This window comes from uncultured Methanofollis sp., from assembly GCF_937919355.1.
GTDB lineage: Archaea > Halobacteriota > Methanomicrobia > Methanomicrobiales > Methanofollaceae > Methanofollis.
Map to the genome: position 1 here is coordinate 1 of NZ_CALFSA010000105.1, position 23,210 is coordinate 23,210.

The following is a 23,210-nucleotide window of genomic DNA, read 5'->3' on the forward strand; positions in this document are numbered from 1 at the left end:
ATGTTGATCCCGTTGACATGCCTGCCCGGTTTTTGCCGGGGAAATACCGGGAAATATCCGGCGTATGCGGGATATCGTCATGCTATCTCTCTATATAGTGAAAATTTCATTAATTTGAGGTTCAATAGGGTCGTTTTCACGTTTTCATTGCGTTTGTAGCGAAAAAAGAGAAAAATAATCGAATTTGTATTCTGCGCTGCCCATCCTCAGGCTGCGGTCCCCGCAAGGGTGCCGTTCCCCTTCATCTGGAGCCAGTAGCCCCGGCCTGGGAAGAGGGCGTGATCGGCCGCGACAGCGGGCTCGTACGCCTGCCGCAGGGCGTCGTAGCCGGCGCACGTCTCCCACTGCCCTGAGGCCGAGACGAGGGCGAGGCCCGCGGGCGTCGCCTCCGTGTCCGCGAACCCGACGATGTTCCAGCCCTTCGAGAGCACCTTCGCCGGCGGGGCATGGAGGGGATTGGTGTCGAAGGCGAGGGGCACGGCCGTCGCCTCCGCCGCATAGACGAGCACGCCGGTGAGGGGATCGATACGGTCGGCCGCACTCATGGGCCGCCAGAGCTGCGTCGTCCCGTCGAAGATGTAGAGGGAGTGACCGGCCGAGTTCACGCCCGCGAAGATCAGGGCCGTGTCATTCCCCGGCGCAAGCCTCTTCGGGACAGAGACAAAGTTCCAGCCGGGTGCGAGTTCGATCACGCCCTCCCTGAAGGCCGGGCCCTCGCCTGCCGAGAGGACGTAGAGCTGCTTCTTCATCACGTTGTTCTCGCGTTCCCTCTCACCGGACGGGCCCTCGACCACGGCCTCGAAAGTGTGCATCCCGGCCGTCGCCGCCTTCCAGGTGAAGGCGAAGGTCGCCGTCTCTGCGGCAGGAAGACCCGCGGCCGCCTGCTTCCCGATCGCGGCGCCGTCCGCGGTGAGGTTCACCGCAAAGGCCCCGGCATCAGTCCCGCCTATGTTTGCGACCGTCACCATCACCGTGGCGTTATCTCCCGCCACCGCCGGGCTTTCAAACCTGATCGTCCGGGGCACAAGGTCGGGCCCGCCCGCCCCGCCGATCACCACGGGGTCGAAGACCTCGCCGGGCTGGTAGACCTTTACGACCTCCCTGTTGTTCTTGGAGACATCGGCCACAGGCACGAACTCCAGCGTCACCGTCGCGTTCGCCGGGTCCACATGCACCCTCTCGTAGCCAAGGACATACTCCCTGCCCACCTGGTAGCAGGGGTCCTTCTCCTCCTCCAGGGGGTACTGCAGGCCGCCGCCTGTCGCCGCGATGATGTACTGCGTGCCGTTGGCCATGTGACGCTGGTACGAGTGGACGTGGCCGCTGAAGATCACGTCCGTCCCCTTCGCCTCAAAGGCCTCGCGCCAGCCTGCGTCGGCCCAGGCGCCCGTGTGGTGGCCGCCCGAGTTGTACGGCGGGTGGTGGAAGGCCGCGACCGTCCAGCGTGCGTCGTCTGCCGCCAGGTCGTCCCTGAGCCAGGCCGTCTGCCCGGCCATCTCGCTGCCCTTCATGCTCGTGGAGTCCAGCACCACCACATGGAGGTCGCCGCAGTCGAAGGAGTACCACGGTGGCAGGGCGAAGACCTCGCGGGCGAGGTCCTTGTACTTCTCCTCGTGGTTGCCGAGAGCCGTGTACAGCGTGGTGTTCGCAAGCATCGTCCGCGCCGAGGCGAAGAACCTGTCCCACTCGGTGGCGTCCTGCGCCTGACTGACCGTGTCGCCTGTGTGGAGGATGAAGACGGCGTCGCCCTCCTCCTCCGCGATCCGGTCGGCAACAAGTTTGTGCCTCTCCAGCTGCGTGTAATACGGGACCTGCTCCTGCGAGTCGCCGTACACGATGAAGGTGAAGGGCTCTCCCGCCGCGGGGAAGGTCTGGAAGGTGAAGTCCTGCGTCATGTTCCGCCCGGCCGTCACCCTGTAGTGGTAGGTCGTCCCCGGTTCGAGGCCGGTGAGGGCGACATGGTGGAGAGAGGTCTCCCGGTCGTCGTCGGCGCTCAGGGTGTAGGTCCCCTCCGCGTACGCCGTCTCCGGGGCATACTCCACCCTGCCTGTCGTCGGCACGTCCGTCTTCCAGCTGATCGTCGTCCCTGTCCCGGTGGTGCCGGTGATGTACGGCCCGTGGACGATCTCCTGCATCGGCGGGAGGACTTCGTAGTTTTCGAGCGGTGCGATCAGGGGATAGAAGTCGTGGTCATCGGCCGAGGCGTCGTAGGGGGTGTCGCCGACGCCGTCGCCGTCCGCATCGACGCCCGTGTAGTCGAAGTAGTAGTTGCCGAGGTAGCCGGTGTGGGTGGTGCCGTTGTAGATGTAGTCGACCTCCTCAGGCGTGCGGACGGTGTTCTTCGCCGACTCCGTGCTCTCCCAGCTTTTATACTTCACTCCAGGCTTTCCGCTCTTCTCCAGCAGGTCGTTGAGGTAGAAGGCGTTCCCGCCGGAACCTGTCTTTATGCCCCAGGAGTCGGTGCGCACGCAGGTGTTGTTGGTGATGGTGCTGTTCGTCGTGGTGATCGCCATCCCGAGGTAGGCGTCCGATACAATGTTGTCGCGGAGCAGGTTGTGCTCGCCGGAAAGAGATATGGCAGCGTACCCTCCGGAGACCGTGTTCCCGGAGACGGTCGAGTTCCGGATCCCGACACTGATCCCGGTGCCTGAGTAGGACGAGACTGTGTTCTTCTCGATGGTGACGTTCTGGGACGAGGAGATGGTGAGGCCCTGGTAGGCTCTCTTCACGTTCTTCAGGGTGTTCTGCACGATTCTCGCATTGTCCGCGCCGCTCAGGACGATGCCGTAGGCGCCATCTGTCGTGATGGTACAGTCCCGGATCACCGGGCCCTCTGAGGCGGAGAGAACAATCTCCTGCCATGCATTCCTCTCTACCGTGCACCCCTTGATGACAGTCCCGGCCGACGCCGTGCCCGTGATCCCCGTCCTGTGGTTTGCGTCCACCGTGACTCCGGCGAGAGAGGTGCCGGCCGAGGCGTTCAGGAAGACGCCGTTGTAGTTCTCCGTCGCCCTGACCCCCTGGAAGGTGCAGCCGTCGGCATGGTCCACCACAATCCCTGCCGTGCCCTCGATGATCCCTCCCTTCACCGTCAGTCCTTCGACAGTCACGTTCTCCGCGGTCACCGTCACCGGCGCTCTCTTGCTATCGGGCGTGGCAACGACCGTCGTCGCGGCCCCGTTCTCGGACCTGAGCACGATCCTCCGGTCCACCAGCACGTTCTCGGTGTACGTCCCGTCCCTCACCACGACCGTGTCGCCCGGGTTGCAGGCATAGACGGCCGCCTGGACGGAGGTGAAGTCCGCGGTGCCGTCGTCGTCCACGTACCACGTCTTCGGCTCGGGCGGGAGCGGGACCACGCTCGCCGTGGCCGTCCCGCGGACCCCGCCGGCAGAGGCGGTGATGGTCGTCGTCCCCTCGGCCAGGGGCGTGAAGACGCCGTCGGCGATCGTCCCGACAGTGGTGTTGGAACTCGACCAGGAGACCGCGAGATCCTTCATCTCACGCCCATTCTGGTCGCGGACAAGGGCCGTGAAGACCTGCGTCCCGTCGAGGGTCACCGTCGCCACGGGCGGGAGGACCTCCAGGATCGTCGCCACAGGGCGCTCCTGCGTCATGATGAACATATGCCGCGTCGCCGTCGCCGTGCCGTCCGCGGCGGTCACGGTCAGGCTCACGTCGAAGAACCCGGCCTTCGTGTAGGTGTGGGTCGGGTTCTGCACGTCCGCGGTCGCGTTGTCGCCGAAGTCCCAGTGCCAGGCCGTCGGCGAGGAGGCCGTCGTCGCCCCGGTGAACTGCACTGTCAGGGGAAGATAGCCGGAGGTCTGGTTCGCCGCGATGGTGACCGGGAAGAGGGGTGCGGGCTCATGGCTCCTGATCTCGATTTTCTTCACGTACTTCTGGCACTGTGACTTCGAGCACGGAAATTCCTCATAAAAGGTCCAGTACTCCTCGTCTATGAAGCGGCGCATATCGTCGTTCCCGAAGACGTACTGCCCATCTGCGTTCGGGGTGGTTGCAAAGAAGAAAGTGCGCATCCCTGTGTCGTAGTCGGGGACATAACCTTTGTCCGGCCGCCACCAGGTCAGGACCAGAGGCCCCTGTTCAGGGTTGCCGCCGTGAGCGGTGTCGGTGTAATAGACATTCTTGTACGTGTAGTTCGCCTCTCCGTAGTTGTCGTTCGGGTAGACGCAGATGATATCATCAGGCCCCATCCCGCCGACAAGGTCGCAGAGGTCGCGGACGTCGGTGCCACGCATGGCATGGTAGTCCACGATGTTCTCCTTTTCTTCAGGGTCCCAGAGATTGTTCAGGTCAGACGTTATTCCCTGCATATAATAATGCGTCACGCCGTCCCCGACCACCGGGAGGTTCGCCTCCATCCAGCGGTAGTCCACCGTCCTCTCGTCAAGGACCGTCATCCCGTCCGCGGCCAGTTTGACAACCGTCACTTCGGTCGTCTGTTTCCCGGCCGAGACCGGCGCCACCAGGAGGCCGAGGAGGAGCAGCGCGATGCATGCGACCGCCGCCCATTTCATCCGTGTTTCCGGAATAAAAGGGAAAAATGATTCGTAATGCTGATTGTTTGGTATTTTCATCCGCTCTCATCCTTTTTTTCTGCAAATATTCCCTCTCTGGCCGCTTTATAAATCTCTTTTGATTGATCGATTAATTATGTTAAACTGTCTGTATTAATGGTCGGTCGTTCCTGGGGGTGATGATATGGGGTAAAAAAGGGTTTCAGGCGCTTATGCGGGATTATTCTCCAGGAAAGTCACACCCGCGACGGAAGATCCGGGAAACATCCTGCTATCAATAAGATATACGGGCGAAAATCGACATGTCCTGCGTAATGGAGGGGTATTGTGGATGCGCAGGCAAAACGGCGGCCCTTACCATGCCCCCCGGCGTGAACCGGGGAGAAAAGTCCGCCACAGCCCCCATCCGTACCCTTATCTTTCCCCCCTGCCACCTCTCCCCATGGACCCCGTCATCGCCTCCATCCGCACAGAGTTGCAGGCCCATGCAGACCCTGATATCCAGAAGACCTCCCGGCGGTTCTTCAAGGAAGAGATCGTCTGCTACGGCATGAAGACCGCGGCCGTCATCGCCCTCGCAAAAAAGTACTGGCGAGAGGTCAAAGGCCGGGACAAACAGGAAATCTTCGCCCTCTGCGAGGAACTCTATCGCTCCGGGTATATGGAGGAGGCATTCATCGTCTCGGCGTGGACGCCCCTCCTGAAAGACCGGTACGAGCGCGAGGACATCGCCGTCTTCAGGCACTGGATCGAGACCTACATCTCCAGCTGGGCGGCGTGCGACGGCTTCTGCAACCACACGGTGGGCACGTTCATCGACCTCTATCCAGAGCACGTCAGGGAACTCAAACTCTGGACGCAGTCAGGGAACAGGTGGATGCGGAGGGCCGCGGCCGTCTCCCTGATCATCCCCGCGAAACGCGGCAGGTTCCTCGACGACGCCCTCGAGATCGCCGACCTCCTCCTCACGGACCAGGACGACCTGGTGCAGAAAGGGTACGGCTGGCTCCTCAAGGAGGCGAGCAGGCAGCACACCGACGAGGTCTTCGCGTACGTCATGCGCAATAAGAAGGCAATGCCCCGGACGGCGCTGCGGTACGCGATCGAACTGATGCCAAAGGGCCTGAAGACCGGGGCGATGAAGAAGAACTGGTGAGTCTGTGGCGATAGACGCGGGTGGACGGTCGAGGGCCATGCCTCCCCCTCCCCTCGAAGACTTCGTCTTCTCGAACTCCCTTCGGTCGTCCCTCGACAAACTGCGTGTGGCCTGTGGCACGTCATAGAGGTGCACGATCAAAGGGACTCAGGCATACCCCATGAGTTATGGTCTCCCATCCCAGGGCCTATCCTGATTTTGGGGTCCGGGGGGCCCTGCCCCCCGGGTTCAGATCAGGGGATGGCGGTCATGAGAGTGGTGCAGGATTCGATTGCCTTTACACCGGAAAAATCCTGAATCCTGTTCTGATGTCCTGCTGCATGCCTCCCTCGAAACTGAAGATTTCGCTGTGCGAGCGATAGGAGTTCGAGACACAGGAGATTTCCTGAGAAGCACATCTTTGATCTGCCATGAAACGAAGCCTTCGCTGCCGGGACAAAGAGTGATAGCACCAGTCCCGCACCGCAGAAAAAAAAGAGAAAAAGATTATTCGATCACAATCGCCGGCTTGAAGGGGAGGGCGGCGTCGGCCTTCGCCTCGCCGCTACCCTCTGCGGCGAGGATCTGCACCGGCACGCCGAACTCCCTCTCCAGGAACTCCTTCGCCGACGTGAAGACCGTCATCTCGTCGATACCGGTCTGTGCAATGCTCCGGACCAGTTCGGGCGGGACGCGGTGGATGAACTTCGTCACCTGCTTCGCCGTGTTCACCGCCTCCTTGCCGTGGGCCCGGAGGCCCGCGTCGGCCATCACGATCTTCACCGCGTCCGTCCTGTCATCGGCCGCGGCGACCATTGAAAAGATCTTCTCCTTCCAGGCCGGGGCGACATAGAGGTTGATCGCCTTCGGCTGGATCTGGATCAACTTCGTGATCGACTCCACGTCCTCGACAGTCCGTGCGAGGAGTTCCTCGGCAAGTTCGGCCTTCTCATCGACCTTCGCCGGGTCCGCCACCGGCCAGGGTGCGAAGGCCACCGCGCCCTCGTTGCCCATGACGTGCCAGAGTTCCTCGCAGGTGTACGGCACGATCGGGGCGAGCAACCGCACCCAGACCGAGCAGAGTTCCTTCATTGCCGCGGAACCCGGTGCGATCGTCGGCAGGCGCCTGCGGTACCACTTCAGGTCTGCCTCGATCCCGAAGAACGCCTCCTGGAGGGCCTGCCGCGTCTGGAAGTTCAGCATTGCCGTGGTGGTGTTCTCGATCCTGTGCTGCAGCCTGGACATGAGCCAGCCGTCGATCTCGCGGCCGTCATTCTCCTCGACCGCGATACCCTCGGAGACCGTGTTCCAGAACCGCTCGATCTGCTTCTTTGCGCCGATCACCAGTTCGTTCCGCCAGTCGAAGTCCTGCCACGGCTCGGCCGAACCGATCAGGAACATCCGCACCGTGTCAGGCCCGAACTCGTTCAGGGCGTCCTCCAGCAGGACGACGTTCCCCTTTGACGAGGACATCTTCGCCCCGTTCAGCAGGCCCATGCCGAAGATGACCATGCCCTGCGGCTGTTTGTCCGCCGGCATCACCGCACGGTGGTGGAAGAGCTGGAAGGTGAGGTGGTTCGATATGAGGTCCTTTGCCGAGAACCGGTAGTCATACGGGTACCAGTACAGGAACTCTGCCCTGATCGCGTCGAGCGTCTCCTTCGGCACCGTCGTCGGGTTGCCCGTGCCGTAGACGATATACTCGAAGACCTCGGGCGTGAGCTTCTCCGGCTCGATCTTCTTCACGTGGTGGGCAATGGTGTAGAAAGCCATGTAGATCGTCGAGTCGGAAAGAGGCTCGATGATCCAGTTCCTGTCCCACGGGAGTTTCGTGCCGAGACCGACCCGCCGCGTGCAGGCCCAGTCCTTCAGCCAGTCCACCGTCCGGTGGAACTCGGCGCGGACCTCGTCGGGCACGATCTTCATCTCGTCAAGCTGCTCGTGCACCTCGGCCTTCCAGGCCGGGTCGGAGTACTGGAGGAACCACTGGTCGTGGAGGATCTTCACGTACACCCGGCCGCCGCACCGGCAGATCACCTGGCGGGTATCGAAGTCGAACATCTCCTTCGAGCCGAACTGATCGACCATGATCGCGGCCACATCGTCGCGGGCCTGCTTCACCGGCTTGCCCGCCTGGTCACCGCAGTTTGCGAGGAGAGTACCGCGGAGCACCTCGGCGGAGTAGACCTCGCGGGTCACCTCGTCCATCCGCGGGTCGAGCTGGTGCCTGATCCCGGCCTTCTCGATGGCGTCCTTTGCCGGAAGTTTGCCGTACCCCTCGGTCCTGATGATCGCCACCGGCGTGATCTCGGTAAAGCGCCCCTCCTCCTGGAGGTCGCGCAGCGCGATATAGTCGAAAGGAGCGTGGGCCGGCACAGACATCACGAGACCAGAACCCATGTCCGGGTCCACGAAGTCCGCCGGAAGCACCGGCACCGCCCCGCAGAGCGGGTGCGACGCCTTCGTCCCGACGATCTCTGTCCCCTTCACCTCGCCGGTGATCTCGACAGTGTGGTCCTGGAGTTCGAGTTTGTAGGCCGCCTCGCGGGAGAGCACCCACGCCTCGCCGTCCACCGTCGCCCGCACATAGGTGACCCCCGGGTTTGCCCAGAGGTTCGTCACGCCATAGACCGTCTCAGGCCGCAGGGTTGCGCACGGGATCTTCGCGCCCTGCCACTCGAAGACGACAAGGGTGAACTTCATGATCTCGGCCTTGTCGCCCTCCAGGAGGTCGTGGTCGCCGACCGGGTTGTCGCACGACGGGCAGTACTTCACCGGGTGGACACCCTTCACCACATGCTCCCCCTCACGGAGGTGCTTGTACTGCCACTCGATGTACTTCGAGTACTGCGGGTCCACCGTGATGAACCGGCGGCGCCAGTCAATGGACAGACCGCACCGGCGCATCAGCCTCTCGTATTCCCCGGCGAAATACCGGACGATCGTCATGGGGTCGTCGAAGTGGTCGAGGACGTCCTGCGGCACCCGGTAGAGGTCGCGGTAGATCCTGACAGTCGAGGGGTCGCCTTTCGCGATCCGGCGCGAGATCCCGATCACCGGCGTGCCCGTGACATGGAAGCCCATCGGGAAGAGGACATTTTTGCCCTGCATCCTCCAGAAGCGTGCGACCACGTCGGGCACGATATACGTCCGCCCGTGCCCCACGTGCATGGCGCCGCTCGGGTACGGGAAGGCGACGTTCAGGTAGAACTTTTCCTTGTCATCCGGGTTGGCCTCGAATGTTGCCGGCCACACGTCCCGGTACTTCTCTTCCAGTTTCTGAATATCCCATTCAGCCACGTATGTCACTCCCACGTTACTCTGTCTTATACAGGTCTCAGTCTGATGGCCTCACGGTCGTTGTACCTGCGGATCAGTTCCTGTGCAATGCTGCTGCTCTTTGCGAGATCGATCTCGCCCTTCTCGTTCACAGTTGCAGTAAAGAGGTACTCTTTCCCGGCAAAAACATCAACGATGGCCTCCCTGAACTCCGGGGCGATCAGGGTCAGGTGCTTCTTCTCGACGCGGAGGCGCAGGCCCTCGCTTGCGGGCATCTCCTCGACCGTCTCCTTCACCTCGGTAGGCGGGAGTTCAGAACGCGGTCTGATATCGATCCCGATCCCGATCTTGTTCACGATCCCGGCGATGTTCTTGCCGCCCCTCCCGATTGCGGCGGGGACGTCCTTGTCCTCGATATAGGCGACCGCCTTCGTGTCGCTCTTCATGAAGACGTCGACCGGTCCTGCGGTGAAACGGCCGAGTTCACGCTGGACCTCCTTTTCGGTGACCTCCCAGGCCGTCTCTTTCTCCTCGACCTCGGGGACCGTCTCTTCGACAACAGGCTCCGGAGCCTTTTTCTCCTCGACCTCCTTCACCGGCGCCCTCTCTTCGGCGACGGCCTCGATCGGCATCACGATCGTCTCGCCCTCGTACTTGAAGATCTCGAAGGCGGTCCTGCCGGTCACCGCGTCGCGCACCGTCGTCACCGGCCTGATGTGCAGACCGGGGTCCATGCCTTCAGGGACCTTGATCGAGAAATCGACGTCGTAAACTTTTTTGATCTCGCCTTTGTCCACGTAGATGATCGTCTTTATGATCTGGGGCAGGATACTCGATTCGATCCTCTCGAAGAAACGCTGGACCGCGTCTTTCACTTCCATTGCATGGATCACGCCGACCATCCCGACGCCGGCGAGACGCATGTCCGCAAAGACACGGAAGTCCTCGTTCTTCCGCAGTTCGTCAAAGATCACGTAGTCAGGCCGCACGAGCAGGAGCACTTCGGCAGTGTTCTCCATGCTCCCTTCGAGAGCGGTGTACTGGGTGATGTTGTCCGGCACCTGGAGATCGCGCGGTGCCTCCATTGTTTTGACGATGAAATCGTTCTCCGCGAGGAACGTAGCGATGCTCTGGGCGAGTGTGCTCTTCCCGGCACCGGGCGGACCGGCAATGAGAACACCCTGGCGGACGTCTGTGATCCGCTCCTTAATCAGGTCGGCCATGGCGTACCTCTCGAGAGCCACGTCCCTGATCGGCCTGACCGCCGTGATCTCCATCCCGTCGGCGAAAGGCCTGCGGGCGATCGCGATCCTGATCGACCCGATCTGCACGACGGTGATACCGCGCCTCTCGATCTCGATGAAGCCGTCCGGGTCGCGCTTCGCCCGTTCCAGAACCTCCTGCGCCATCGTACGGAGTTCATACTCCGTCATGGGGTTCTCGCGGAGCTGCACCAGCCGCATCTTCTGCATCGTCCCCTTCTTCGCCACCGGCGGGACGCGTTCTTTGAGGTGGACGGCGATCGTCTCCTCGTCGAAGTACTGGTCGAGCATGAGAGGGGTACACTCCCCGACCTGAGGCTTCATGTACTGGACGTCGATCCCCTTTGCCTTTGCGACCTCTGACTGGACAACGTCGCTCGTGACAAACCTGGCGTCATATTCAATGGCGACGTTCCTGATCAGGGCATCGATCTCACCGCCGCTTGCGAGTTTGACCTGGTTGAGGCTCGGGCGTTCGCCAACATATCGGAGTTCTATAGTCCCCTCGCCTGCCATCCTGGAGAGGTTCTGCAGTTCAGTCAGTCCGGAGAAACCGATCTCGCGGCCCTGGTTTGCCTGGGCCTCGAGTTCTGCTACGACCGCTTCCGGAACGATTATTGTCGATCCCCTATATTCACCAGTTTTTATCATCTGGGTGATGCGTCCGTCTATGACGACACTCGTATCAGGTACTATTTTCATAAAAAATTCACCATATTCTACGTGTCTTTATCCTTTATTAGCATATACATCTGCAGGATCGAAGAGCGGTGCGGTGATCTCCCTCCCCTCGATCGTGCGGTAAAAGCAGGAATAGTGCCCGGTATGGCAGGCGGCACCCTTCTGCCGCACGAGGTACAGGAGAGTATCGGCGTCGCAGTCGACCCGCACCTCCACGACCTCCTGCACGTTCCCGCTCTCCTCCCCCTTCTTCCAGATCTTCTGCCTGCTGCGCGACCAGTAGTGGGCAAACCCCGTCTCTCCTGTCAGCCTCACCGCCTCCTCATTTGCCCAGGCGAGCATCAGCACCTCGTGCGTCTCGACGTCCTGCACGACGACCGGGACAAGGCCGTTTGTGTAGCTCAGTTCCATCATCAGACTCCTGCAAGTACCCGTATGATCATAAAGAGCAGGTCGCCGATAAAAAGTGCCGTGACGAAACCGGCGGTGATCGGGATAATGAAGGGGACCGCATAACTGATCCAGACCTTCCCCGCCTTCCTGTACAGGGCGAGTTCCCGCGCGTATCTCTCAGGGTGTTCGCGGAGGTCTTTTGTGTACATCCGCCTCTCGCCGCCCCGCACAGTCCTTTTCAGGGACTCGCGGAGTTTGAGGAAGCGGCGTGTGACCGTCCCGTCCTCCTCTTCCGTGATCTCCTCCATCACGAATCCGAAGTGTTTCCTGATCTCCGCACCCTCCACCGGATACCCGAAGAACATGTACGGGAAGGGCGCCCTGTTCCCCCGGACAATATTGTACACGCAGAGGGCGAGGGGCGCCACGAGGTTGAGGAGGAGTGCGTCCGTGATCACCGAGAAGGGGAAGAAACCCATGGGCGGGACGCCGAGGATGGGTTCGACAGGGAAGGCCGGGATGCAGAGGCAGAGAAAGATCAGGGCCCAGGCGTCGGCGCCGCCGAAGAGGTGGAGCATGCCGAAGGTGTAGAAGACGGCGGCGAAGACCAGGGAGAGCGCGAAGAAGTACAGCGCCGTGCCGGCAAGACCGCCGGTGACGAGACCGGCATAAAATATGGCGGCACAGGGCCCTGCCACCACAAGCATCGGGTACCATGTGCGGAAGGGTACCCGCCGCTCACGGTGGTCGAGAACAGACGCATAGAAGAGCGTTGCACCCACTGCAAGAGATGCGATGACCAGAGGAAGAATCATGACACCTATTTCTTATATTTTCATCCCTTTTTAAGGATAACTATTTTCAATACATTTTAATACTGTGAGATAGGAGAATTGTATCATTCTCCGTTTGAATCCGGTGGTGTGTGTGATAGAGATAACTGTCGATTCAACGGCCTGCAAAGGATGCGGTCTTTGTGTGAAGGACTGCCCGATGCGGGTCTACGAACTCAAGGACGGAAAAAGTGTACCTATCCGTCCTGAAAACTGTATGGGCTGTCTCTCCTGCCATGAGATCTGCCCTGCCCAGGCGCTGGAACACCGGGGTGTCTACCCCTCGAAACGCCACTACGTCGATATCCGTGTCTGCGAGATGCTCAACCGGGTGATCTGATGGTCGATACCACTGCGAATGAGATGAACAAACAGTTCCAGGCAGGTGCGGTCTTCAGGGCCGAGGACGTCCCTCTCCCCTGCTCGCCGAACCCGAAGGAACTCGAGCCGACCCTCCACGGCGTCATGCACATGAACGGCATGATCATCAAGTCCCTCGAAGAGATCGCGGGCCGCGGTGCGAATGCCGTCACCTACCGCGCCGGCAAGAAGTTCGGCCACGAGACAGCGAAGTACTTCAGGAAGATCGATGACGTCGAGGAGGCCCTGCGCGAACTCTCGTACATCCTCCACGGACAGTATACCTTCGAACTCTGGAAACCCGAGGACAAGGAGGACTACGTTGTCACCGAGAACGGCGAGACCTTCATCTTCCTGGTCTTCCACGACTGCATCGTCAGGCAGACCCTCCGCCGCAACGGCATGGACCAGGGCGGCCCCCTCTGCCAGACCCTGTACGGCTATGTCGTCGGTGCGATCGAGGAGATCACCGGGAAGCGGGCGAAACTTGAGATCGTCCACACCGGTCCGAACGCCTGCCTGAAGAAACTGATCCTGAAGTGATGATGGTTATGAAGATAGCAATCGAAGAACTGGCCGGGTGCTCGGGCTGCACCATCTCCGTCCTCGACCTCCACGAGGCCCTCCTCGACCTCGTCGCTCAGGCCGACATCGTCTATTCCCCCGTGATCATGGACGCAAAGGAGCCCCCTGAAGGCATCGACATCGCCTTCGTCACCGGGGCGGTGAGAAACGAGGAGAACGAGGCGCGCCTGAGACTCCTCAGAAAGCGGGCAAAGACCCTCGTCGCCTTCGGCACCTGCGCCTGCTACGGCGGGGTCTCAGGCCTCTCCATGCTTGGCAAACAGGAAGACCTTTTTGAGTGCGTCTACCACGGCGTCGAGACCGCGGCCGCGGGGAACGTCGTCCCCACCGATGTCCCGCCCTTCCTGTACCGGGCCTTCGCCGTCGGCGACCTTGTGAAGGTGGACTACTATATCACCGGGTGTCCGCCGAAGGAGGCGTTCCTGAGAGAGATCCTGCCGGCCCTCGTGACCGGGAACAAGATCGCCCTCTCCAAGAAATCGGTCTGCTCCGAGTGCGACCGGAAGATGGGCGACGTCAAGGACTGGCACCTGAAGAGGCGCTATGAAGGTACTCCCGACCGCGAGCACTGCCTCCTCACCCAGGGTTACCTCTGCCTCGGATCGGTCACCTTCGGCCGGTGCCACGCCTCCTGCCCGCACAACAACGTCCCCTGTCACGGCTGCAACGGCCCCTCCCTCGACATACTCAGGGAACCATGCCGTGACATCTACAATATGATGGTGAAGAGGATCGTCGACCTCACCGACCTCCCGGAGAAGGAGGTGGAGAAGGAGATCTACGACGTGGCCCACACCATGTACCCCTTCACCATCGGGAGCCTGATCATGGAAGACAAAGAGATCTCAAAGATTCGCGACCTCGTGAAGGGGGCAGGGAATTGACGCGCCTGACAATATCCCCGGTGACCAGGGTCGAAGGACACGCTGAGGTGCGGATCGAACTCGACGAGAAGGGCGAGGTCCAGAACGCCCACTTCAACGTCGTCGAACTCCGCGGCTTCGAGAAGTTCCTGATCGGTGCGGCCGTCGAGGAGGCCCCTCGTATCACCCCGCGGATCTGCGGCATCTGCCCCACCTCCCACCACTTGGCGGCGGCGATGGCAACCGACCAGATCTTCGGCGCCGAACTGCCTGCCACCGCGAAAAAACTCAGGGAACTCCTGATGGCCGGGCAGTACATCCACTCGCATGCCCTCCACTTCTTCATGCTCGCCGCCCCCGACTTCCTCCTCGGCGACGCCCCGGCAGAGGAGAGGAACGTCATCGGGCTTGCGAAGAAGGCGCCGGAGATCGCAAAGAAGGCGATCGAGGTGAGAAAACTCGGCCAGAGGATCACGGAAGCCGTCGGCGGCAAACCGATCCACCCGAGCAATGCGATCCCCGGCGGCATGTCCCGCCCCCTCTCCGAAGACCAGCGCCAGACACTCCTTACCTCTGCGAAGGCTGGCCTTGCCGTCGCCGAAGAGGGGTGGGAGACAGCCCGGGGGATCATGGACGGCGTCGACCTCTCCCTCGGTGCAGTCGAGACGGCTTTCATGGGCCTCTCTGATAACGGCGTCCACAGCGTTATCGGGGGCGAGGTCAGGGTCATCGGGAGAGATGGTTCCCCCGCGGGATCGTTCACCGGTGCGGACTACGCCCGGCAGATCCAGGAGTACTCGGAGGACTGGTCGTACCTGAAGTTCTGCCGCCTTGCGAACGGCGACCCCTACCGGGTCGGCCCCCTTGCGAGGCTGAACATCGTGCAGTCCATGGGCACGCCGAAGGCCGACGCCGCCCTGGCCCAGTTCCGTGAGACCTTCGGCGCCTGCACCCAGACGACCCTTGCCTACAACATCGCGCGCTACGTCGAGTTCCTCGGCGCCTGCGAGAAGGCCGTCGCCCTCCTCGAAGACCGCGCCATCACCGGCACCGACGTCAGGACGCCGGTCACCGGCGTTGCGGCGAAGCGGGGCGTCGGGATCGTCGAGGCCCCGCGCGGCACCCTCATCCACGACTACACCGTGGACGACCAGGGCATGATCGAGAAGTGTAACCTCATCGTCGCCACCTGCCAGAACAACTACGCGATGGACCGGGGCATCGAGGACGCTGCACGCAAGGTGATCGTCAACGGTGAACTGACCGAAGCGGCATCGAACAGGATCGAAACCGTCATCCGTGCCTATGATCCATGCATCTCCTGTGCAACTCATGCTATAGGCCGGATGCCGATGCGTATCAGGGTGGTGCGGAGGTCGGGCAGTGGCCAGGAGATCATTCAGGAGAAGGAAGTGAATTGAAATGGAGATGCTCAAACAGATCTTGACGGAGTTTCTCAGGCTTGACGGTGTGACTGCGGCTGTCGTCGTCGGCAGGGACGGGTTTGTGATCGAAGACGCGATCTCGGGGGATATCGACACCGATGCCCTCGGTGCCATGGCATCGACGGGCATGGGTACCTCTGAGGCGATGGGTTCCGAACTCGGGAAGGGAAACCTCAACCAGATGCTTGTCGAACTGGAGAACGGCCCCATCCTCCTCTCGCCTCTCTCCGATGACGAACTCATCGCCATCGTCGCCGGTGGCGGTGCCAACATCGGCAGGATCCGCTACGAACTGAAGAAGAATAAGGAACGGATCGTCGCAGCACTGTAGAGTACGTATCATGATGTTGCCTGATGGGAAGACCTTCGGGAGCATGTCGGCCCCCCTCACCGAGGTGCTGCCATTCACCGAAGCGTTCTACGCCATTGTGCGGGTACGCACAGACAACGGCGAGGGCTTCGTCCTCTCGGATAAGGGAAGAGCGGTCGCTGCCTGGTGGCGGGATGGGACGAAGGAATTGAGGGGCGAGTTTGCTCTCGCCCGCCTCCTTGCCGAAGCGTCTCTCCCGTGCAATCTCAGCAGGTACGGGGATGAAGAGTATGCCCTCGCTCTGGAAAGGTGCCGGGATGCGGGATACCTTACCGGATGGGAGAGCCCTGACAGGGAGGAGGCGGCCCCCGCGAGTACGTACTCCGAACCCGCGGCCCCTGCTCCTGCAGAGCCTGCGGTGCCAGAACTGACAGAGGAGTCCCTCCAGCTTATCCATTCCCAGCCGGGGGTCGTCGCCGTATCGGCGTTCTACGAGGGTTTTGCCGTCCAGTCTGTCGGTGCGACCGACTTCGAACGTATCGCCGCCATCTCCGAGGACCTCCTCAGGGCCGGCCTGAAGATCGCAAGTGATATGGATATGGGTGGCCTTGAAGAGATCATCCTGGAGACGCCGGGCGGAAAACTGATCATCGCCCCCTTCGGTGACCTCTCCCTCTGCGTCCTCACCGCCGCCAATGCCAACCTGGGCCTTGTGCGGGTCGCCCTGCGGAGCATCAGGTGGAGGGGATAAGACCATGCGTCTGCCGCGCTCGGGGTCTCCCTCTGTCACCCGTGCCCTGCCCCTCGGGGCCCTCATCACCGGGTGCCGGACGGAGAACTTCACCGGTGCCGTCACCTGTATGCTGCGCGGCTCGCCGGCTTCTCTCCTCTTCAGGGACGGTGTGCCTGTCTGTGCAGAGTATGGCAGGGTCACGGGCGTCCGGGCGCTGGAGGAGATGGAGAAGGTGGGGGACGTCGTCACCGCGGAGATCTCTCTCTACTCCGGGGGGGAGGTCGAGGTCGCTCTCCTGTTCAACGACGCATCGAAGGTGACGACCGGGCCGTGCGAAGGCCGGCCGGCGACCACCACGATCCATGCGGTCAGGGTCGGCCAGAGGAGCCGGCCGGCTGTGGTAAAGGTGGTCAGGACTGTGGAGACCGGTGGCGATGCCCCGGTTTCGCCCCCCGTACCGACCGCCGGGGAGAAGAAGAATGTCCTCAACCCTGAGTCGGTGAAGGCTTTGAAAAAGATGCAGAAGAGTTTCATGACAGACGCATCCGATCTTCTCAAAGAGATGCATATGGAGCACCTCATTGTCAGGCCTGAAAAACGCTCGGAACGGTGACGGATCCGAGTTATCCTGAATGTATCCTTATTTGACAATTTAAACGTCGCTATGACCACGCGACAAATTCGGTATATTTAATTACCATCTTTCACAATCTTTGGAGTAGAAGGTGTCGGATTGATCAGGGCATTTACGATTGCATCAGGGAAAGGAGGGACGGGGAAGACAACGGTAACCGTCAACCTCGGCACCTCTCTTGCCCAGCTCGGGAAAGAGACCTACATTCTTGATGCTGATATCGGTATGGCAAACCTGGGCCTTGTGCTCGGGCTTGAAGACGCCCCTGTCACCCTCCACGAGGTGCTGGCCGGGAAGGCGAAGGTCGATGACGCGATCTATGAAGGACCGAACGGTGTCAAGGTTGTGCCGAGCGGGATATCCCTCCAGGGCTTCCAGAACGCCGACCCCGACCGCCTGCGTGACGTGATGAGGGACCTTGTCGACCGTTGTGACTATCTCCTTGTCGATGCCGCCGCTGGCATCAGCAAGGACGGCGTTGTCGCCCTCGCCATCTCTGACGAGGTCATCCTTGTGGTGAACCCCGAACTCTCCTCCATGGCCGACGCCCTCAAGACGAAGATCCTCACCGAGATGGTGGGCGGCGAGGTCTACGGGGCGATCATCAACCGGTCGGGAATGGAGAATACAGAGATCAGGAGGCACTCGGTCGAGGACGTGCTCGGTGTCCGGGTCATCGACATGATCCCCGAAGACCCGAATGTCCGCAGGTCGGCGGCGTACAAGACGCCGGTCGTGATCAAGTACCCGGCCTCCGAGGCTTCCCGCGCTTTCAGGAGGATCGCCGCCGATATCGCCGGCGTCCACTATGAGGAGGAGACCGAGGAGAGCAAACAGCACTTCATCGACCGCCTGGCCCACACTCTCTTCGGGGGGGCACAGTAACATCTCATCACTTTGTGTGAGAGGTTCAGGTCCGGACACTGACATGCCGCTGGCGAGAAGAAAAACACAGGACCCGGCACCACTGCGGGGGGACGACCGATGAAGATCATGGACATCATCAACGAGATCCTCGGTCACTCACGCTATCTGGGATCATTTCCGTACTGTGAGATGGTCCAGACGGCCAAATCGGAGGAAGGGGCCATGGGTGTCTTTGTAGATGGTTCCCTGAACTCTGTTGTCTTTTTTTCCTGCGGCGAACCCACAGGGGCGATCTATGAGGACGAGGCTGGGGCGCTCTACGGAGACGCCGCCGCGCTGAAGATCCAGGACATGGGTGAATATGACCTGTATGCCACGGAGAAAAATGTTGTCGATATGATCGTGGCACGGTGCCGGGTATTTAACAGGAGTTACTTCCCGTGCCAGCTCACGGCCGACCTCCCCGAGATTGGGGGCGTGCGCAGGACTCCCGGCATCCTCTCGATCGTGGTCGAGAGAGAGAGTTGCCCCCAGTCGGGGATGCGTGTCTCGATCCGGAAAGGCCGGCACGTGTTGCTGACCGACACGACAACCGGTGACGGCAGGGCCTCATTCCGCCTCCTCAACGGGCGATATGATATTGTTGTCATCGATAGGGCACAGGAGGCCTACACCTTCATGGTGGACTTTCACGGGTCCCGCAGCGAACTGGTCATAGAACTGGAGGGGATGATGGATGGATAAAGGCAAAAACGCACAGCACCGCCTGCATGATATTATGGAACGTATCCGGGGAATGAAAACCGATACCGACGCCGTTCATCCTGCAGGGGAAGAGGAAAAGAATGTCGAAGACGAGACTCTCACCTCTCTCAGGTCGATGGTGGAGGGGAAGAAAGACCTGGACATCCATTCCATGATCCGCGATGTCAGGAGTATGCGGGAGGTGTCGGGTGAAATCCCGGAAGAAACCCACGTCCAGACACCACCTGCGGCGAAGTACGCTCCTGCGGAAGACATCCCCGCTGCCCCTCCTGTTCCTGCGGAGGAGATCGCACCGGCACCCGAGGACAACAGTCCGGCGCCTGCGGCCGATGATACTGCTGTCGACCTCGATAAACTCCAGGACATGCTCGATTCCATCTTCGATAAGGAGGTCGCTGCGGCGTCACCCGCGGCAACCCCGGTCGCCGGTTCCGTCCCGTCCCCTGATCCCGCCCCCCAACCCGTCCCGTCCGCCGGTCCCGCCGCCCCGAAGAAGACAAGGTGGTCGGAAGGTGCCATTCCCGAGGTAGGGGGGGACGACACCGCCGTCGCTGCCGGGATCACCGATGCCGAGGATATCGATGCCCTTTCAGAACTGATCCTCCCGAAGGCCGCGACTTTCGATGTCGAAGAACTCACGCTCGATCAGGCCTCCCACGATGCCCCCCTTGGCATGGGGTCTCTCCCCCCCGAGATCGACACCCTCTGGAAGGAGGCGTTCCCGACGATCACGGAAGAGGCGCGGAGTGTGGTGATCGGGAAGGACACGGAGAAAAAAGGTGGTATCTTCGGGAAGATCAACCTCTTTACCAACAAACTGACCCGGAAAGTGGAGGAGTACAACCCCCGCGTCCACGGTCCTCTCGTCGACCTCGCCTTCACTCCCGAACCTGGCGTCGAGGAGATCGAACTCTACCCGGTCAACGAACCCTACGCCTACATCAGGATCATCTACGACAACACCTCGCATGAATACACCTACGAGGTCCTCGAACCTGTCCTCTCCAGCGCCGAGCAGGAACTCCTCCGCGAGATCAAGGGCCGTCTCTTCGAACAACTCGACGTCAACACGAAGGACATCTCCCGGGAAGGTGCGAGGAAGGTCCTCCGCGACCTCTCCGACACGATCATTCTGGACTACGGCATCAACCTGACGCCTGTCACCCGCGAGAAGATCTTCTACCACATCGAACGCGACTTCCTGGGCGACGGCCTGATCGACGCCATCATGCACGACAAGTTCATCGAGGATATCTCGTGCGACGGCCTGGACAACCCGATCTTCGTCTTCCACGGCGGCTACGAGTCGATCAAGACGAACATGATGTACACCGACGCCGTCGAACTCGACTCCTTCGTCACCAAACTTGCCCAGAGGGCCGGGAAATACATCTCCATCGCCGAACCCATGCTTGATGCGACGATGACCGATGGTTCCCGTATCCAGATGACCCTCGGCAAGGAGGTCACGGCCCACGGGTCGACCTTCACCATCAGGAAGTTCAAGGACGAACCCATCACCCCGACCGACCTCATCGAGTGGGGCACATTCTCGCCCCTCTCCGTCGCCTTCCTCTGGCTTGCGGTCGAGGCCGGGAACTCGGCGATCTTTGCAGGCGGCACGGCGTCGGGGAAGACCACCGCCCTCAACGCCATCTCCCTCTTCATCCCACCCCTGGCGAAGATCGTCTCCCTGGAAGATACGCGTGAACTGAAACTCCCGCACCCCAACTGGATCCCGTCTGTGACCCGCGATTCCTTCGACACCGGCGGCAAGGGTGCGATCGACATGTACGAACTCCTGCGTGCGGCGCTGCGGCAGCGGCCCGAGTACATCTGTGTCGGCGAGGTCCGTGGCAAGGAAGCCCAGACGCTCTTCCAGGCAATGTCCACCGGCCACGTCACCTATGCGACCATGCACGCCGACTCGGTGGCAAGCGTCGTCCACCGTCTTGAAAACCCGCCCCTGGACGTCCCGCGGAACATGCTCAACGCCCTGAACCTCGTCTGCATCCAGGTGCAGGCCAGGGTCGGCGGGCAGCGTATCCGCCGGAACAAACAGATCATCGAGATCCTGGACATCGACCCGAGGACAAACGAACTGATCACGAACGAAGTCTTCTCCTGGCACCAGGCGACTGACGAGATCAGGTACTCGGGCAAGTCGTACGTCCTTGAGACGATCATGGAAACCCGGGGGTGGAGCGAGGCGCGGATGCGCGAGGAACTCAAGAGACGTCAGGAGATCCTGGAATGGATGCGGAGACAGAAGATCCGGCACTTCAGGGACGTCTCGAAGATGCTTATCTCGTATTTCCGTGACCCTGACGCGGTCATGGAGATCGTCAGGCACGACCTCTACGGAGAAGGTGCATCGCAATGAATGGTTTTGAACGCTTTAGTTTCAACCTGCTCGGACAGCGGATGAAGGAGAAACGGGGAGAGTATGTAGAGTTGAGGAGCGACCTGATGCAGGCGCGCCTCATGACGCCGTTCGAGGCCTACCTCTCGACGGCTTATGTGGCGTCGATTGCGGCGGGTCTCGGGATGGCGGTGCTCCTTGGTGCGATCACCTTCTTCCTGAACATCCCTTCGATGATCACCTACAAGGGGGCGTTGCCCTCCTTCTTCTACGAATTTTCAGACTACCGTCTCTTCATCGGGACGATGGTCGTCGTCGTCCTCTCCCTCCTCATCTTCGGCGGGTTCACCTACTTCGCCTTCATGCTCTACCCGAAGGTCGTGGCCGGGAACAGGCGGCGGAACATCGACGCCACTCTCCCCTATGCGATCAACTACGTGACGGCAATGTCCACGGCCGGCATCACACCGGCCGAGGTCTTCCGTCTCCTGGGCCAGAGCCCGATCTACGGGGAGACCGCCGTCGAGGCGCGGTATATCTCCCGTGAGATCGACATGTTCGGCAAAGACCTCATCGAGGCGATGCGGATTGCCTCGACCTTCACGCCGAGTCTGAGGATGAAGGAATTTTTCCAGGGTGCGATGGCGACGATCGCCTCGGGTGCGAACCTCACCGAGTACTTCAGGAACAAGGCCGTCCAGTACAGCAACGAGAACCACCTGCAACAGAAGACATTCCTTGAGACCCTCGGCCTCATCGCCGAGAGTTACGTGACGGCCATGGTCGCCGGCACCCTCTTCCTGATCATCCTCCAGTCGATCATGTCGATCATCGGCGGCGACTCGAACCCGATCTTCCTGATGATCATCATCTATCTCATGGTGCCGTTCGGGAGTATCATGTTCATCATCCTGATCAGTTCCATGACCCCGGAGGTGTGAAAATGGGATTCAAAACACTCTTTGACGATATCTTCAACCGCGGGGGCGCCAGCAATCCCGGAGCGAAGGCGTCGGACCTGGAGACGTACGAGGGCCAGAGTATGGAGATCGTCGAGAAGATCGAGTACCAGAGGAAGATGCGGGTGGGCTTCGGGCGGTTCATGAAGCACCCTGTGCAGGTGCTCACCGAGACACCGCTCAACAGTCTCATCGCGACGGTACCCCTCTCTTTCCTCTTCTTTATCGTCGGGTTCTCCCTGATCATCGTCAACTACGGGTGGTCGGCCCTCTTCAACACCACTCTCATCGACGACGTCATCGTCTTTTCCGTCCTGATCCCGGTGGTCCCGCTTGCCGTCCTGGACTTCAGGGACGGGAAGCGGGTGAAGAACCTTGAAGAGGCGCTCCCGAACTTTTTCCGGGACGTTGCCGGCATGAACGACGCAGGTATGACCCTGCCGAACGCCATCCACATCGTCTCCGCAGGCGAGTATGGTGCCCTCACGCCGTACATCAGGAAACTTGACGTGGACATGTCCTGGAACATCCCCTTCGTCGAGGCAATCTATAACTTCGGCCAGCGGCTCGGCACGCCCCTTGCCGAGCGTTCCGTCGACCTGATCGCAAAGGCGAGCAAGGCAGGCGGCGACATCTCCGAGGTGTTGCGGGCGGCGGCACGGGACAGTTACGAGTTCATCAACCTGAAGACGGAGCGGGCGAGCAACATGATCATCTACGAGGTGATCATCCTTATCGCCTTCTTTGTCTTCCTCTTCGTCATCGTGGTCCTGGAGTCCACCTTCCTCTCGACAATGGCCGAGGCCGGCGCCGCTGCGTCGGCGTCCGGTGCCGGGAGCCAGTTCATGGGCAATGTCGATATGGACCTCTACAAGAGGATCTTCTCCCACTCGGCGATGGTCATGGGGTTCTTCTCCGGCCTCGTCGCCGGGCAGATGGGTGAGGGACGGGCGACGGCGGGTCTCAAGTTCTCCGCCATCATGCTCATCATCGCCTGGGCCCTCTTCAGGTTCGCGGTCTGAAGACCGCTTCATTTTTTTCGCGCGACCTTGCCTGCCACTCGCCGGGCGGACTCCATTGGCCTCACACTGTGCGGTTCTTCAGAAGCGTGAATGGACGGGGGACGTCGTTTGTCTGCTCCCCCAAGGGTGGGACGGGAAGACCGGGGAATTGTAAGTACACCGAAAAAAAGTATATAAAAGGCCA

General features: G+C 60.9%; 18 protein-coding genes. 13 read left to right on the top strand and 5 right to left on the bottom strand.

Annotated elements, in window-relative coordinates; translation table 11 throughout:
- Positions 1 to 206: 206 nt before the first annotated feature.
- Entirely contained in the window at positions 207 to 4,538 is a 4,332-nt protein-coding gene (locus Q0520_RS04770) for a NosD domain-containing protein (protein ID WP_298667196.1), read from the bottom strand.
- 442 nt (positions 4,539 to 4,980) lie between these two features.
- Between Q0520_RS04770 and Q0520_RS04775 the strand changes: the two genes are divergently transcribed.
- Complete coding sequence (locus tag Q0520_RS04775) at positions 4,981 to 5,694, top strand: DNA alkylation repair protein (protein ID WP_298667197.1); 714 nt, start codon at positions 4,981 to 4,983, stop codon at positions 5,692 to 5,694.
- Between the two features lie 486 nt (positions 5,695 to 6,180).
- Here Q0520_RS04775 and leuS read toward each other — a convergent pair whose 3' ends face one another.
- Genes leuS through Q0520_RS04795 form a run of 4 tightly spaced genes read right to left on the bottom strand, consistent with a single transcriptional unit; the run spans position 6,181 to position 12,103 of the window.
- Positions 6,181 to 8,973, bottom strand: coding sequence for a leucine--tRNA ligase (leuS, locus tag Q0520_RS04780; protein WP_298667198.1), 2,793 nt, complete (start codon positions 8,971 to 8,973; stop codon positions 6,181 to 6,183).
- 26 nt (positions 8,974 to 8,999) lie between these two features.
- Positions 9,000 to 10,916 (bottom strand): PINc/VapC family ATPase, encoded by a 1,917-nt coding sequence (locus Q0520_RS04785; RefSeq protein ID WP_298667199.1) that lies wholly within the window; start codon positions 10,914 to 10,916, stop codon positions 9,000 to 9,002.
- 27 nt (positions 10,917 to 10,943) lie between these two features.
- Positions 10,944 to 11,306: a phosphoribosyl-AMP cyclohydrolase gene (gene hisI / locus Q0520_RS04790; RefSeq protein WP_298667279.1), complete on the bottom strand. Its 363-nt coding sequence runs from the start codon at positions 11,304 to 11,306 to the stop codon at positions 10,944 to 10,946.
- A gap of 2 nt (positions 11,307 to 11,308) precedes the next feature.
- Entirely contained in the window at positions 11,309 to 12,103 is a 795-nt protein-coding gene (locus Q0520_RS04795) for an A24 family peptidase C-terminal domain-containing protein (protein ID WP_298667200.1), read from the bottom strand.
- Between the two features lie 112 nt (positions 12,104 to 12,215).
- Here Q0520_RS04795 and Q0520_RS04800 point away from each other — a divergent pair, with 112 nt between their 5' ends.
- The 12 genes from Q0520_RS04800 to Q0520_RS04855 all read left to right on the top strand — a co-directional run bounded on the left by Q0520_RS04800 (position 12,216) and on the right by Q0520_RS04855 (position 23,026).
- Positions 12,216 to 12,461 carry a ferredoxin family protein gene (locus tag Q0520_RS04800; protein WP_298667201.1) on the top strand — a complete coding sequence of 82 codons (246 nt, stop codon included), beginning with the start codon at positions 12,216 to 12,218 and terminating at the stop codon, positions 12,459 to 12,461.
- Positions 12,461 to 13,024, top strand: a complete 564-nt coding sequence (locus Q0520_RS04805) for a hydrocarbon binding protein (contains V4R domain) (protein ID WP_298667202.1) — start codon at positions 12,461 to 12,463, stop codon at positions 13,022 to 13,024. Before Q0520_RS04800 ends, Q0520_RS04805 begins: the two co-directional genes overlap by 1 nt.
- Before the next feature lie 8 nt (positions 13,025 to 13,032).
- Positions 13,033 to 13,950, top strand: a complete 918-nt coding sequence (locus tag Q0520_RS04810) for a F420-nonreducing hydrogenase (protein ID WP_298667203.1) — start codon at positions 13,033 to 13,035, stop codon at positions 13,948 to 13,950.
- Positions 13,947 to 15,350 carry a Ni/Fe hydrogenase subunit alpha gene (locus Q0520_RS04815; protein WP_298667204.1) on the top strand — a complete coding sequence of 468 codons (1,404 nt, stop codon included), beginning with the start codon at positions 13,947 to 13,949 and terminating at the stop codon, positions 15,348 to 15,350. The genes Q0520_RS04810 and Q0520_RS04815 overlap by 4 nt, the downstream gene beginning before the upstream one ends.
- Positions 15,351 to 15,357: 7 nt before the next feature.
- Positions 15,358 to 15,705, top strand: coding sequence for a roadblock/LC7 domain-containing protein (locus tag Q0520_RS04820; protein ID WP_298667205.1), 348 nt, complete (start codon positions 15,358 to 15,360; stop codon positions 15,703 to 15,705).
- A gap of 10 nt (positions 15,706 to 15,715) precedes the next feature.
- Positions 15,716 to 16,435 carry a roadblock/LC7 domain-containing protein gene (locus tag Q0520_RS04825; protein ID WP_298667206.1) on the top strand — a complete coding sequence of 240 codons (720 nt, stop codon included), beginning with the start codon at positions 15,716 to 15,718 and terminating at the stop codon, positions 16,433 to 16,435.
- A 4-nt stretch (positions 16,436 to 16,439) separates the two neighbouring features.
- Entirely contained in the window at positions 16,440 to 17,030 is a 591-nt protein-coding gene (locus Q0520_RS04830; RefSeq protein ID WP_298667207.1) for a hypothetical protein, read from the top strand.
- A 120-nt stretch (positions 17,031 to 17,150) separates the two neighbouring features.
- Positions 17,151 to 17,936, top strand: coding sequence for a cell division ATPase MinD (gene minD, locus Q0520_RS04835; RefSeq protein ID WP_067049374.1), 786 nt, complete (start codon positions 17,151 to 17,153; stop codon positions 17,934 to 17,936).
- A gap of 99 nt (positions 17,937 to 18,035) precedes the next feature.
- Entirely contained in the window at positions 18,036 to 18,662 is a 627-nt protein-coding gene (locus tag Q0520_RS04840) for a hypothetical protein (protein ID WP_298667211.1), read from the top strand.
- A 52-nt stretch (positions 18,663 to 18,714) separates the two neighbouring features.
- Positions 18,715 to 21,066: an ATPase, T2SS/T4P/T4SS family gene (locus tag Q0520_RS04845; RefSeq protein WP_298667212.1), complete on the top strand. Its 2,352-nt coding sequence runs from the start codon at positions 18,715 to 18,717 to the stop codon at positions 21,064 to 21,066.
- On the top strand, positions 21,063 to 21,986 hold the full coding sequence (locus Q0520_RS04850; protein WP_298667213.1) for a type II secretion system F family protein: 924 nt from the start codon (positions 21,063 to 21,065) through the stop codon (positions 21,984 to 21,986). The genes Q0520_RS04845 and Q0520_RS04850 overlap by 4 nt, the downstream gene beginning before the upstream one ends.
- 2 nt (positions 21,987 to 21,988) lie before the next feature.
- Positions 21,989 to 23,026 carry a type II secretion system F family protein gene (locus Q0520_RS04855; protein WP_298667215.1) on the top strand — a complete coding sequence of 346 codons (1,038 nt, stop codon included), beginning with the start codon at positions 21,989 to 21,991 and terminating at the stop codon, positions 23,024 to 23,026.
- Positions 23,027 to 23,210: the final 184 nt, after the last annotated feature.

Coding starts and splice junctions, on each gene's coding strand:
- Q0520_RS04820 (WP_298667205.1), top strand. CDS start 15,358: ATGCTCAAACAGATCTTGACGGAGTTTCTCAGGCTTGACGGTGTGACT.
- Q0520_RS04770 (WP_298667196.1), bottom strand. CDS start 4,538: ATGAAATGGGCGGCGGTCGCATGCATCGCGCTGCTCCTCCTCGGCCTC.
- Q0520_RS04845 (WP_298667212.1), top strand. CDS start 18,715: ATGAAAACCGATACCGACGCCGTTCATCCTGCAGGGGAAGAGGAAAAG.
- Q0520_RS04775 (WP_298667197.1), top strand. CDS start 4,981: ATGGACCCCGTCATCGCCTCCATCCGCACAGAGTTGCAGGCCCATGCA.
- Q0520_RS04810 (WP_298667203.1), top strand. CDS start 13,033: ATGAAGATAGCAATCGAAGAACTGGCCGGGTGCTCGGGCTGCACCATC.
- Q0520_RS04850 (WP_298667213.1), top strand. CDS start 21,063: ATGAATGGTTTTGAACGCTTTAGTTTCAACCTGCTCGGACAGCGGATG.
- Q0520_RS04855 (WP_298667215.1), top strand. CDS start 21,989: ATGGGATTCAAAACACTCTTTGACGATATCTTCAACCGCGGGGGCGCC.
- hisI (WP_298667279.1), bottom strand. CDS start 11,306: ATGGAACTGAGCTACACAAACGGCCTTGTCCCGGTCGTCGTGCAGGAC.
- Q0520_RS04830 (WP_298667207.1), top strand. CDS start 16,440: ATGCGTCTGCCGCGCTCGGGGTCTCCCTCTGTCACCCGTGCCCTGCCC.
- Q0520_RS04785 (WP_298667199.1), bottom strand. CDS start 10,916: ATGAAAATAGTACCTGATACGAGTGTCGTCATAGACGGACGCATCACC.
- Q0520_RS04825 (WP_298667206.1), top strand. CDS start 15,716: ATGATGTTGCCTGATGGGAAGACCTTCGGGAGCATGTCGGCCCCCCTC.
- Q0520_RS04840 (WP_298667211.1), top strand. CDS start 18,036: ATGAAGATCATGGACATCATCAACGAGATCCTCGGTCACTCACGCTAT.
- Q0520_RS04795 (WP_298667200.1), bottom strand. CDS start 12,103: ATGATTCTTCCTCTGGTCATCGCATCTCTTGCAGTGGGTGCAACGCTC.
- Q0520_RS04805 (WP_298667202.1), top strand. CDS start 12,461: ATGGTCGATACCACTGCGAATGAGATGAACAAACAGTTCCAGGCAGGT.